Raw genomic sequence first — 13,493 nt, forward strand, 5'->3', positions numbered from 1 at the left:
TCACCCAGGAGTATCTGAATGTCCTTCTTGAAACACGCGATGGCGGCTGCGGCAGTCCTGCTCATCACCCCGGCCGTCAGCTTTGCGGCTACCGAAACCAAATCGATCACCGTCAACGTGTCGGCTGACGTGCCCAACGTTGCCGGCCTGCAGGTGTCCACGCCGGACGGCTGGGAAGGCCTGCCGCAGAATCTGCCGTGGGATACCGCACGCCAGGTGCTCGGCGAACTGACCGGTCGCGTTATCAACGTGAAGTCGCCGGCTGCCATCACCGCCTATCTGTCCGCCCCGGCGCAGATGGCATCGGCCGCGGACGTCGTGGATCTGGCGGTGAAACTGGACAACGTGGTCGTGCCGGCAACGGCCGCCGCCAAGATCACCGTTGCCAACGCAGCCCAGGCCGCATCCGGCAAGTCTCTGGCCTTCGCCATCGCGCCTACCGAACCGGGCGGCGGTTACAAGCAGGGTACTTACGGCGGTCAGTTCCACATGATCTTCGAAAGCGACATCTGACGCCTGCCGAGCTCTGTGCCTTCCTGCCCCACCGCGCGTGCGGCAGGAGGGCCAATGCCATCTATGCGCCTTTCACACCTACCTCCGCGACCGGTTCCGATGCGACTGGCTGTTGCCATTGCCGCCATGCTTGCTGCTGCCTCGGCGCAGGCGACCGCAGGCGCGCCAGACGCACAGGTCAGCCTGCTGGAGCAGCGCGACCGCATGCCTGCGGAGTTCCGCGAGCATCTGTTCGGCAATCCGCTGACCGTACGCGTGGAACTGGACGGGCAGTACCTGGGCGACGCCGAAGTACTGCTGCATGAAGACAACCGCGTACAGCTGATCGGCTTCGTCGAAAGCAACGACAGCCCGTGGCCGCAGAGCGAGCGCACGCGCTGGGCCGAGCAGCTGGCCGAACCGCTGCCGCTTGGCATATGCGCGCCGCAGTGCCGTGGCCTGGCCGCGCTGCACTACAGCCTGGCCAATTCGCTGCTGAGCCTGTTGACGCCGGCAACTGCCAGTGCGGAACAACGCAACATTGCCCTGCCGGCGTCCGGCAGCCATGGCTTGATCGTACGTAACAGCCTGGCCGTGCATGGCGGCCAGGACCAGCCGGCCAGCGCCCGTTACAGCGCTGAACTGAGTGGCAGCATCGGTCTGTGGAGTACGGTTGGCAGCTACCAGTACTACGCCCAACCCGGCAGCACGGAGCACTATCTCAGTGCGTTGTATGCACAACGCGAGCTCGGCGATCATTTCGTCCGCGCGGGCTATTTCCTGCCCACGTTCGAGGGCATCATCCGCCAGCCACGCGCGCCGGGTACGCAGAATGACACCGCGCTGGGGGTGATGTTCGGTTCGTCGGATGTACTGCTGGCCGACACGCGCAGCGCCAGCGTCTACCCGGTGTACGTCACCGCCAACCGCGACGGTGTGGTGGAGATTCTGCGCGACGGCAACCTGCTGGCCACACAGGCTGTGAAGCCCGGCGTGCAGGAGATCGACACGCGTCGCCTGCCAGGCGGCATCTACGACGTGGTACTGCGGGTCATTGAAGACGGCCAGGAGGCCTCGCGCGAAACCGCCTCGATCCACAAACCCAGCCGTTGGCGTGATCCCACCCGGCGCTGGCGCTACAGCGCGTTCGCCGGCCAGCAGCGCAGCCTGCTCGACAGCGATCGTTCAATGCAGGAGGGCGAGATCGCCGCCGGTGCGGTGGTCAACTACCTGTTGCACCCGCGCGCAGTGGCCGGTGCCACCGTGCAGCAGATCGGCACGCGCCGCGCCACCGGCCTGTCGATGGACTGGCAGGCCAGTGATCGCTTCAGCGCCTACACCAATTTCTACACCTCCAGCGATGCCGGGCGCGGCGTGGACCTGCAGGGACTGTATCGCTACCGTGCCGGTTCGGTGGTCGCCAACCACGCGCGCAGCTGGGCAGAGCAGCGTCATCGGCTGCCCGCCAGCGAGGGTGCGCCGCCACGTTGGGAAACCCGGGGAGGCTGGCAGGACACCACGGCGGTATCGATCACCCATCGCTTCAGTCACCGCGACAATGCCAGCCTGCGCGTGGCCCGCAGTTCCGGCTTCACCCGTGGCACCGGCATCGACGTTTCCTACGGTCGCCGCGAGACCCTGTTCGGCAGGCATGACGTCAACTGGCGTGTCTCGGCCTACGACCGTCCGGGCAGCCGCTTCACCCACTATCGCCGCCAGCGCGGCATCGATCTGACCGTCAGTGTGTCACTCGGCAGCGAGCGCCGCAGCTACAGCGGCAGCCTGGGCAGCCGGACCGGCGAAGCCGGCCAGCGCGACGGCTACGTCACCGCGGTCGCCACCCAGCGTGTGGATGGGAAGATCCTGCGCAGCGTCAATGGCATGGTCACAGCTGAACGCAGCGGCATTGGCGCCGGCGCGGGCGCCTATCTGCAGAGCCCACTGCTGGAAGGCGATGTGCAGCTGTATCGCGGTGCCGGTTCCGGCCACGTTGGCGGCAGCGCCAACCTGGACAGCACCGTGGTGATCGGGGGAGGACATGCTGCCGTGCTGGGCCAGGGACGCAGCGGCAGCGTGGACACCGGCATCATCGTCGACGTGCGCAGTGACTTCCCCGATGTCACGTTGCGTGCCGACGACAGTCGTGGCGGTGGCGTGCAGCTGCGCCCGGGACGCAACTTCGTTCCGGTCACCGCCTATCGTGCGGGACAGGTGCAGTTCGACTTCCACGGCCGGCACGCACCTGCGGCGGCGCTGCAGCCGTCGACCATCAGCTACCACCTCAACAAGGGCGGCGTGGTGCATACCACGGTGGATGTACTGCGCACCTTCACCGTGATGGGGCAGGTACTGGATGCCGATGGCAACGGCATCCGCGGGGTGCAGGTGATCAACCACGCCGGCCGCAGCGTCAGCCAGGAAGAAGGCTTCTTCACCCTTGAACTCAGCGCACGCGCGCCGGTGGTGGAGCTGCGCTACCCGAACCGGATCAGCTGTGTGCTGACCATGGAGGAGGGCCGTCACCCCCGCGAAGGCGATGTACTGATGGTGGGCGGCATCGGTTGTCCGCCGTCGGTGGTCGCGCACTAGCCCATTGTTCCGACGAACCAGGCAGGTCTAAAGCATGACTATTGGCATCCGGCTGTTCCCGTTGCTGGCCGTAATGGCGGCGTTGCCTGCCACCGCACAGGTGGTGGACGTCAACGTCACCGGCGAATTCAGGCCCAACGCCCTGGATCCGGGCGATACCGCATTCCGCAACACGACACCCCGGGGCAGCTTCTGCAACTGGAGGCCGGCCGAATGCGATAGAAACGGGGCCTATATCTTCGATCTCGGCAACCGCGAGTACTGGCGCAAGGAAGGGCCGAGCGACGACACGTCAAGGCGTGATACCACCTACGTCCGCTTCCCGCCACCGCGTACGATCACCCTGCAGGAGGTGTCGAGCGGACGCACCTTCGAGGCGACCATCAGCTTTGCGGCGCTGTCCATGCGCATCAACTTCGGTGGTGGCGCCGATCCCTGGTACTACGGCGTCAGTGGAGGTTGCACGGCCATCCGCGGCGCCGGTGGGCTTGGATGGTCGCTGGGCGGTTGGGCGGCGCGGACGCCAGCCAGCCCCACCGAGTGCTACAGCACCAACACGCGGTATGCCCGCACCTACTCCTACAGGAACGTGGGGCTCGGCATCCACGTCACCCTGCCCAATGCAATGACGCTGCAGGACGGCCGTTACGTAGCCCAGGAAACCTGGACCACCGGCGGCGCCGGGGCCGACATCGATCTGGGCGACAACATCACCGGTGTCGAGGCCGTGCGCATGAACTTCGTGTTCGATGTGATCCACGATTTCCAGGTGCGCTTCGCCACCGAGGCGCCGCGCGTACAGTTGGCGCCCGAAGGGGGCTGGTCGCCCTGGATCGATCATGGCACTGCTCCGGCGAGGCTGCGCCAGGAGCTGCCGTTTCATCTGACCACGTCGATGGACTTCAGCATGAAGCTGCGCTGCCAGCACCACGTCGGCGACCAATGCGGCATTCATGATCCGCAGGCGGACAAGCAGGTGCCGGTGGAGGTGGACGTCACCCTTCCGGGCATGAACAACCTGCGCGATGGTCGTCCGGCGCAGAACACCGTACTGCTGGCCGATGACGGTCAGGCACCGCGCTTCACGCCCGATGGCTACCTGATGCAGCGCCGTTCGACCCTGCGCTTCACCGCCGGGCGTGAAGCGGTGCTGGAGATGGTGAAGACACCGGGCTCGCGCTGGGAAGGAGACATGACCGTGCTGTTCGACGCCAATCCCTGAGCCTGGGGCAGGGATTGGCGCGGCCGAGGTGCCGCGGAAGCTGCATCACGCCACCCGCAACTGCACATCCACATACTCGGCCAGCCCACGGCAGGCCAGCAGCAGCCCTTCGCGCACGTCATCGCCCGCCTGCTGGTCGGCATCGCCGTCCACGCGTACGCGCTCGATGGCGTGCAGCAGTTCCAGCAGCAAGGTCAGCCCGGCATTGGCGCGGTCGATGCGTGCCATCGCGAAGCCGAAGCACTTGCGACCTTTGTCCGGCCACGGTTGGCCGTCGGCAGCGTCCACCTCGCGGATGCGTTGCAGGCAGCCGAGCAGGGTGATGCCTTCGTCGGCGTGGGCGCGCATCGTACTGCCCAATGTGGTTTCGAGTGCTTTGGCCAGATCGTCTGGCAGGCGTTCGACGGCGTCGCCCAATGTGGCGAACAGATAGGGATAGAGCGAAGAAGTCATGGCGGCGTCCTTGAGTGTGAAGCAAGGGGCCGCCCTCGCGTTGGGCGAGGGCGGCGGACGGTGCGTGGTTGCAATACCGGTGGCAAAAGCGCGAAACGCCGGCGGGCACGAGGCCCCCACGCACCGCCCGCCATAGGGCACGGACGGATTGCCTGCCGACGCCGCCCAACAAGGAAAGAGCGACGCCGACAGGCAAGCGTAAACAACGCCTTTGCCAAACGGGATTGCAAGCCCGTGCCACCCGTTGTCGGTGGCGCGCCATGATGTGCACGCAAGTGCTGCTGTACCAATCAGAAAAGTTTCAATTTCGAAAACGTTGCAGATGCATATCGAACGCGCTGCGCGAAGCCGAGCACGCCTGCGCGTGCCAGTTGCGACATTTGTTGTGGCGCCGAGCGCATGCTCGGCGCTACAGAAAGCAGAACGGCGCCGGATCTCTCCGGCGCCGTTCGTGATTACATCACCACTTGTAAGCAACGCTGAGGTTCGCCGTCGCTTCGCGGTATCCACTGTCACCGCGCATCACCCCGAACCCGCCCCAGGCACTGAAGCCGGAACGGAATTCCACGCGCGCACCCGCGCTCAGTTCATAGCGGTTTCGCGGGATGCCGGCCCTCAGCACCTCATCGTCGAAGGCGATGCCATTGCCGGCGCCATCGCGGTACCAGTTGGCCGCCAGATACGGGCTGACCGAGGCACCCGCCGCCGAGTGGCCTTCACCCTGCAGGCGCAGGCCAGCACGGCCGGACAGGCCGCTGTTGCCCGCTGCACGCACCACGGTGCCGTTGGCTTCGGTATGCACGTCGGTCTTTGCATCGGTGTAGACCAGCTGCAGTTCCGGCTGCAGGCTCAGCGCGGTAGTGCCGATCTGGCCGATGCCGAAGCGGTAACCGGCTTCCAGTGACGACTGCCAGATATCCGAGTCGTAACGCTCCTCGGCCAGGCCTTCACCCTGCACGCGGTTGCGGAACTGGCCGCGCTGCACGCTGGCATCCACGTACATGGCGTCGTTGGCCCAGTTGCCGTACACGCCCAGCGCGCCACCTTCCACCTTGCCGCGTGCGTTGAAACCAGTCACGTCCGAACGCGAGGTGGCGCTGCTGCGTGCAGCGGTACCCATTACGCCGATGCGGCCACGGCCGTCATCGAACACGCCCACGTCCGCACCCAGCTGCAGGCGCGAGCGGTCCACGCGCAGGTCGAGCTGGTCATCCACCGCACCCAGCTTGCTCTGCGTGGCATCCACCCGGGCCCAGCCGCGGATGCCATCCGCCGCTGCGGCGCCGCCCTGGCGGTCGCGGTACTGATGGCGCAGCATCTGGTCCAGCGCGAACTGGTTGGCCAGGTAGGCCCCGGTTTCCGGGCGCAGGATCGGGGGCGGCGGATCCACCGGGTCCACCGGGTCGATCGGCTTGCACTCCGGCAGGGTCGGGTCCACCAGGCACGGGTCCGGCGCGCCGCCCAGTTCCGAACGCAGATACCAGTTGCCGTTGGCGTCCTTCACCAGGAAGTACTCATATTGCCCGCCCACGGCGCGGCCGACCAGGTCGAACTGCGCGTTCGACGCACCGCCTATATCGATCAGCTCGATGCCGCGGTCGGTCTTGGCGCCGGCGCCGCCGGCATTGAGCACGCGCACGTTGGCCTGGCCGTTGGCATCACCGTTGATGATCAGCTTGTCGGTGGCCGAGCTGTCATCGCCCAGGTGGGTGTTGAACAGCAGGGTGCCGCCGTTGCCGGTGAATTCATCCACAGTGAGCGTGTTGAAGCTGCTGCCGCTGCCCAGTGCAACGGTGCCACCGGCACCCAGGGTGAGCGCACCGACGTTGCTGTCGCCGGTCATCAGCCAGGTGCTGTCGCCACCGATGGTGGCACTGGTGACATTGATGAAACGGCCATCGATCTGCGCCTGGTTGCGCAGCGTGACATCGATGCTGGCCATTCCCACAAGCGCGGGGTCGAGGGAGATATCGCCGGAGAGCTTGGCGTTGTCGACCGCGAAGTTGACTGTGCTGAAGGACGTGGGCGGTCTGCCGGCCTCATCGCGCACCCGCAGCAGATGCCCATCGGCGCTTGACAGCTGCGAGCCATTGGCGATGCTGATGTCATAAGTTGCCTCACCGCCCGGCATCACGTGGATAGCTGCGCCTCGGCCGGACTGCAAGGTCGAGTTGTCGACGTTGAGCACGACGTGTCCGACCGCCGATCCGGCAAACAGGAACGCCGCGACATTGGCGCCAATCACGCGCGAACCATTGACAATGTCCAGACGGCCGTACCGCATGCGGACCCCCAACCCGCTATTGAACGGCTGGCTGAGGTCCGGGGCATCTTCCACCTGCACCAGCGTGCCATCCAGGCGGGCGGAGGCATCGGGCGCGCCACCACCGGCTAGTGGGGCCAGATCGACACCCACCGAGCGAGTGCGCGACGACGGCAGACTGGCCGCGGTCACTACGATGGAACTGTTCACCAGTTCTGCAGAGGCTCCGCCATTGAGGAGCAACCCGCCGTTGACCAGATGGCTGTCGTTGGCCCGCAGTGTGGCGCCGTCGAAAAGCTGCATGGCATCATAATTGTGTGCTGAATCGCCCACAGGACGGGTTACGGTGGCGCCCGTGAGCACGACCTCCGAGCCGCTGTCGGCATAGATGCTTGCGGTCTTGGCATTGCGGACCGCCAGCTTCGAGCCATTGACCAAGGTCCAGGCCTCAACCGGGTCGCCCGCAGTGACTTCCGCGGTCTGGTTGTCCAGATCCCCAGCGAATGCGGCAGGCAGCGGCGCGCCCGCCAAGGCGGACATCAGTGCCCACGCCAGCGCCTTGGGTACCGGCCGGCTGCTATGAATCGGGAGAGTGTTCATCGGGTGTCCTCTGTGTGGAAACGGTGCTACACGCAGCGTTGCCCGGGGTAAAGCCAGGGTTAGAAAGGCCGAAAGCACGTGATGCGGGGGTGAATGCATTCGTGCTGGTTGCGAAGGTGCGTGTCTCTTTCGGCCGCCAGTGTCGGCCCCGCTGCAGGGCCATCCCATGCAATTAGTTGTAAAGCCGGCCGGCCAGCAGCGCTTGGATACGATCGATTCAGGCACGCGATCGAACCTGCGGCGGAAGGTTGCAGGGCAATTTGCAATGCATTCGATGGTGGCAGTCCTGACCTGCCGCCACGATGGCGCGCTCTCTGTCGAGGTTTGCCATGCAGCGTTTCACCCCCCGCCACCACGCCTTGTCGCTGGCGCTGGCCAGTGTGTTCAGTACCGCATTTTCCGCCGCGTCCCAGCAGATCATCGCCGATGGTGATGACCTGACGCCGCCGGCCGGCGACTACCACACCACCGATCCGGTCGAGCCTGGCAACGCGTCCGGCTATGCGTTCTATGCCATCAACGGCGGAACCCTGGTGCCGGCCGGTGAGGTCAACCTGCGCACCGAAGGCCTGCGCGCGGCAGGTGCACGCGCGGAGGGCGCCGGCTCCCGCATTGAGCTGCAGCAGGGCAGTGTCCTGACCTCCGGTTACGGCGCCGCAGGGCTGTCTGCTGCCAATGGCGGCGTGATACAGGCGATCGGCACCCGTGTGCATACCCAGGGTGACGCGGCCAATGGCGCCGAGTCCATCGATGGAAGGCTGATGCTGGACCGGGTGAACATCACCACCGATGGCGGTGCGTCCCACGGGGTGTCGGTAAGCGGTGGTGCGGCGCAAGTTTCGGACAGCGTGATCGAAATCAACGGTAGAAGTTCCAGTGGTCTGGATCTTCGTGGCGGCACGCTGCAGGCCGAACGCGTACGTATCGACCTGGGCGGTAGCGGCACCGGCGTCTGGGTGCAGGGGGCAGCTGATGCCACCCTGCGGTCGGTGCAGATCAATGGCACGGGCGGAGGCGCCGATGGGGTGCTGGTGGCGGCAGGTAGCAGGGCGGTGCTGGAGGATGTGGACATCGAGCTGAGCCATGAGCGTTCCGGTATAGGGCTGTATGTCGGTGGCGAAATCCAGATGCGGGGCGGCAGCGTCCATGCTCGCGGCGACGGCGCAAGTGCGGTCAGCTTTGAAACCGGTGGCGGCGGCACGCTGCTGCTGGACGGTGTAGATCTGTCCGGTCATTTCGGCATCAGCATGACCGAAGGTTCTGAGCTGACCCTGCGCAACAGCCAGTTGCTCAGCAACAGCATTGGCATCGACGTCAACCAGCCTGATGGCAAGGCCACTGTGGTTGGATCGGTCATCACCGCGCGTGATGGCAAAGGTGTGCAACTGATGAATGACGGTGAACTGGAGATTGAAAGTTCGCAGATCACTGCCGAAGGTGACCGCTGGCAGGCAGTGGCGTTGTACGGGGGAACGACGCGGATCGCGTCCAGCCGGCTGCGCACCCAAGGCCTCAATGGTCATGGCCTGTATGCCGAAGGTCGCCCCGGTGCTCGCCCGGTAGCGACTGCCAAGCTGACCGACATCCTGACCGAAGGCGCCGGCGCCATCGGTGCCATTGCGCGCCTGGGCGGCACCGTGCATCTGGCCGACAGCGTGGTGCGCACTACCGGCGTCAACTCGCACGGCGTCTTGTCCGGTGGAGTTGGCGAGATGACGCTGGATCACACCCAGGTTTACGCAGAAGGCGAAGGCGCGTGGGCAGCGGTGATCAATGACAACGGCCGCATGCGCATCCACGGTAGCTCGCTGGTCAGTGCACAGCATGGCGGTGTGTGGCTGCGCAGCAGCCGTGACCCGGGACTGACCTTGACCAGCGGTGCGCTGGTGTCTGGCGGCAATGGCATTGCACTGGCGCTGGATGCGGCTGTGGCGGGGCGCTTCGATGTGCTGCTGGAAGAGCATGCGCAGATGATTGGCGACATCGTGATTACTCCGGAGGATGAGGATGCCGGCCTGGTGCCACAGTCCGATGTGCACGTAAGACTGACCGATGGCTCGCTGTGGCAGGGTTCTTCCGGCCTGGTGCAAACCATGGTCATTGAAGGCCGCAGCCATTGGACGCTGGTCGGTGACGCCGCGGTCAATGAACTGCAGGTGCTCAACAGCGGGCTGGCGTTGTCCGACGGCATCGGCCGCTTCAACACGCTTACCGTAGACGGCGACCTGCACAGCGAAGGTGCCACCTTCCTGTTCCAGGGCGCACTGGCGGGCGATGACAGTGCGATCGATCGCCTGCATGTGCGGGGGAATACCTCGGGTGATGCCAACATCGCGGTGAAGAACATCGGCGGTGTCGGCGCTCAGACGACCGATGGCATCCCGTTGATCGAAGTGGACGGTGCATCACTGGCGCGCTACGCGCTGGCCGGCCGCGCGGTGGGCGGTTCGTACGAGTACTTCCTGTTCCAGGGTGGTCTTGCCGATCCTTCCGACGGCAACTGGTACCTGCGCTCGGAATGGTTCGATGTGTGCCAGGACGATCCGGCGGCGCCGGGCTGTGCGGTTGATCCAGGCCCGGACCCGGGCCCGGACCCGGGCGAGGGCGGGGACGGTGGCGAGGGCGTGGGGCCGGTGGACCCGATCCGGCCGCCGCCGGTGTTGCGCCCCGAGGCAGGTGCCTATCTTGCCAATCAGTCGGCCGCCATCAACATGTTTGCCCACCGCATGCATGAGCGCACCGGCGCCATCGGCAGCGAGCGCACTGCGTGGGCGCGCGTAGGCCGCAGCAATGCAGATTTCACTGCGGTGGGTGGTCAGCTGTCGGTGGACGGCAATACGTCGGTACTGCAGATCGGCAGTGATCTGTTGCGTCGGGGAAACGCGGCCTTTGGCGTGATGCTGGGCAGTGGCCGTGCCGACAGCAGTGTGGTGTCCGAGCTGACCGGTTACAGCGCCAAGGGGCGCGTGCGCGGTAACGCGGCAGGGGTGTACGGCACCTGGATGCAGGATGCCGATGGCACGCAGGGTGCCTACATCGATGCGAACCTGCAGTACGGCCGTTTCGACAACCGGGTGCAGGGCATCGGCCTGGAGCCGGAGCACTATGATTCGCGCGTGGCCAGTGCGTCGCTGGAGGCCGGCTACACCTTCAATGTGTGGCAGGGCGCCGCCAGTGCGCTGTATGTGCAGCCGCAGATGCAGCTGACGTATGCAGACTACCGCGCGGATCGTCACGTGGAGACCAATGGCACTGTTATCGACCATGCCGAGGCCGGTGGTCTGAGCGGGCGTTTGGGCGCGCGCGTGTTCGGCCATGGCACCGCAGCCGGCAACATCGTGCAGCCCTACCTGGGCGTGAACTGGCTGCGTGGCAGCGGCACCAGCGCGTTGCAGTTCAACGGTGACACGCTGGGCGCGGATGTGCCGCGCAACCGCTACGAAGTGCAGGCCGGTGCCGAGCTGAAGCTGGGCCAGCGCTGGAACGCATGGGGTGGCCTGAGCGTGCAGCGCGGCGACCATGCTTACCGCAACGTGGGCGGCCAGGTGGGTCTGCGCATGGCCTGGTAAGCGGGCGTGCAGCGGGGCTCGGATCCCATTGCCACGGCAATGGGCTCTGACCCCTGGCTGCTGCTGTAGAGCCGAGCCTACGCTCGGCTCATCGCGATCTGAACGAAGAGCAGCCGAGCATGGCTCGGCTCTACAACTGCGGCGAGCAGGGACGGGACATGAACGATGTCCACGTCTGTCGCGATTGTCCATTGAATGACTGCGCCAGCGCTGGCCATGCTGCCCGATCGCTCGCTGACGGTCGCCCGCATGCTTCACCCCGAACGCTCCCACAACGCTGCCATCGATGGCCTGCGTGCACTGGCCGTGCTGGCCGTCATCGTCTTCCATGCGAACGCGGCGTGGCTGCCCGGTGGTTTCACCGGTGTGGACCTGTTCTTCGTGGTCTCAGGCTTCGTGATCAGCCAATCGCTGGCTGCGCGTGCAGGCATGCCACTGGGCGGGCTGCTGCTCGATTTCTACCGGCGCCGCGTACTGCGCCTGTTGCCGGCGCTGCTGGTGATGCTGATGGCTACCTTCGTGCTGTCGGCGCTGTTCATTCCCCGCGCCTGGCGCAACGAGCAGTTCGACCAGACCGGCTGGGCGGCGCTGGTGGGTTTCAGCAACGTGGTACTGGCCGGCCAGCAGGATGACTACTTCTCGCCCGGCGCGGAACTCAATCCGTTCCTGCACACCTGGACGCTGGGCGTGGAGGAGCAGTTCTACCTGGTGTTCCCGCTGCTGTTCTTCGTCTGGTTGCGCGGCCGCGACCGTTGGCCGTGGTCGCGTGTGCTGTTGCCGGCGCTCACGGTGCTGTCGCTGGCGTGGGCGGCCTGGCAGGCGAAGACGGCCCCGGCGTCGGCGTTCTACCTGCTGCCGTCGCGGTTCTGGGAACTGGCGGCCGGTGCGCTGTTGTACCAGTGGATGAGCACGCGCGGTCCCGGCAAGCGCGGGGATGCGCTCGCACTGTCCGGCCTGGCCCTGCTGCTGGCGGGCGTGCTTGTCGCGCCGCAACTGGCGATGCCGGTGCCGGGTGTGCTGGCCACGGTGGTCGGCACCCTGTTGCTGTTGGCGGCGGTAGCCGGGCATGGCCAATCGCGGGTCGGCCGCGCCCTGGGCTGGGCACCGCTGTCCTACTTGGGGCGCCTGTCGTATTCCCTGTACCTGTGGCATTGGCCACTGCTGGTGCTGCTGCGCTGGACCTACGGGCTGCAGGGCGCTGCGCTGTGGCTGTATCCGGTGCTGCTGCTGGCAGTGTCGGCCGCTTCCTACCATTACATTGAACGTCCGCTGCGCAGCGCCCGGCCGCTGTTGCGGCTGGCGCCGGCGAAGGTGCTGGCGATGGCGCTGCCGGTGGTGGCGCTGTGCGGCGCCGGTGCCTGGGCGACGGTGGAGTACCACGAGCAGATCTCGCTCAGCGTCACCCGTGATGGCTACGCATGGCAGGCGCGTCGCTACCCGGCGTGGCGACCGCTGGAACCGGTGGGTGCACCGGCGCTTGAAGGGCGACGCCTGTTTGTTGTCGGCGACTCGCATGCGGCGGCCTACCGCACGATGACCAGCATGGTCGCGCGACAGACCGGGATGGAGATCCGCCAGGAGGATCGCGGCGGCTGCAGCTTCGTCAATCTGCTGCGGGCCAGCCCGGCCGACTGCCAGGACTTCATCGAGGACAGCCTGTCGGCCATCGAACGCGACGCGCGCCCGGGTGACATCGTGTTGCTGGCGGCGCTGCGCATGCCGGAGCTGCGAGGGTTCGACTGGCAGCAACAGGACGCACAGCAGATTTATCGGCAGTTGCTGGCCGAACGCACGCCCGCGCATGCGCAGGCGGCACATGATGAAGCCGAGCGTGTGCTGGGCCGCCTGCAGCGGTTGGGTGTGCACGTGGTCATCGATGCACCGCTGCCGCTGTTCAAGGCCGGGGCCTACCGCTGCTCGGACTGGTTCAACCGTAGCAATCCGGCGTGCGTCGGTGGCCTGAGCATGTCGCGCACGGATCTGCAGAGGCTGCGTGCGCCGCAGATGGCACTGCTGGCCGAGCTGGCCGCGCGTTACCCGTCATTGACCGTGTGGGATCCGCTGCCGCTGCTGTGCGGGCCGGATACCTGCTCAGCCGTGCAGGACAGTGAACCGCTGTTCTTCGACAACGATCACCTGAGCGGCCATGGCAACCGCGTGCTGTTGCCCAGCTTCCGGCAGACCCTGATCGATGTTGCGAGCGACAATCCACTGTAGCGCCGGGTCCGCGCTTTGCTGCTCTCCGTTCCGCTCGCGCAAGCCCGCGCGGAACGCGGCGAGCCGAGCATGGCTCGGCTCAACAGTT

The 13,493-nt window shown here is 66.2% G+C and carries 7 protein-coding genes; 5 read left to right on the top strand and 2 right to left on the bottom strand.

Going from position 1 to position 13,493, the window contains the following annotated elements:
- Positions 1 to 18: 18 nt before the first annotated feature.
- The 3 genes from J2X70_RS11925 to J2X70_RS11935 all read left to right on the top strand — a co-directional run bounded on the left by J2X70_RS11925 (position 19) and on the right by J2X70_RS11935 (position 4,303).
- On the top strand, positions 19 to 513 hold the full coding sequence (locus J2X70_RS11925; protein ID WP_025876629.1) for a CS1 type fimbrial major subunit: 495 nt from the start codon (positions 19 to 21) through the stop codon (positions 511 to 513).
- 99 nt (positions 514 to 612) lie between these two features.
- Complete coding sequence (locus tag J2X70_RS11930) at positions 613 to 3,081, top strand: TcfC E-set like domain-containing protein (RefSeq protein WP_309910491.1); 2,469 nt, start codon at positions 613 to 615, stop codon at positions 3,079 to 3,081.
- A gap of 34 nt (positions 3,082 to 3,115) precedes the next feature.
- Positions 3,116 to 4,303, top strand: a complete 1,188-nt coding sequence (locus tag J2X70_RS11935) for a hypothetical protein (RefSeq protein ID WP_309910493.1) — start codon at positions 3,116 to 3,118, stop codon at positions 4,301 to 4,303.
- A 45-nt stretch (positions 4,304 to 4,348) separates the two neighbouring features.
- Here J2X70_RS11935 and J2X70_RS11940 read toward each other — a convergent pair whose 3' ends face one another.
- Positions 4,349 to 4,756 carry a hypothetical protein gene (locus J2X70_RS11940; RefSeq protein ID WP_309910495.1) on the bottom strand — a complete coding sequence of 136 codons (408 nt, stop codon included), beginning with the start codon at positions 4,754 to 4,756 and terminating at the stop codon, positions 4,349 to 4,351.
- A 460-nt stretch (positions 4,757 to 5,216) separates the two neighbouring features.
- Positions 5,217 to 7,619, bottom strand: a complete 2,403-nt coding sequence (locus tag J2X70_RS11945; protein ID WP_309910497.1) for an autotransporter outer membrane beta-barrel domain-containing protein — start codon at positions 7,617 to 7,619, stop codon at positions 5,217 to 5,219.
- Positions 7,620 to 7,948: 329 nt separating this feature from the next.
- Here J2X70_RS11945 and J2X70_RS11950 point away from each other — a divergent pair, with 329 nt between their 5' ends.
- Together J2X70_RS11950 and J2X70_RS11955 are read left to right on the top strand one after the other, a co-directional pair.
- Positions 7,949 to 11,188, top strand: coding sequence for an autotransporter outer membrane beta-barrel domain-containing protein (locus J2X70_RS11950; RefSeq protein WP_309910499.1), 3,240 nt, complete (start codon positions 7,949 to 7,951; stop codon positions 11,186 to 11,188).
- A 195-nt stretch (positions 11,189 to 11,383) separates the two neighbouring features.
- Positions 11,384 to 13,405, top strand: coding sequence for an acyltransferase family protein (locus J2X70_RS11955; protein ID WP_309910501.1), 2,022 nt, complete (start codon positions 11,384 to 11,386; stop codon positions 13,403 to 13,405).
- Positions 13,406 to 13,493 lie beyond the last annotated feature (88 nt).

The sequence above is a fragment of the Stenotrophomonas sp. 1337 genome (assembly GCF_031455455.1).
In the GTDB taxonomy this organism is placed as follows: domain Bacteria; phylum Pseudomonadota; class Gammaproteobacteria; order Xanthomonadales; family Xanthomonadaceae; genus Stenotrophomonas; species Stenotrophomonas indicatrix.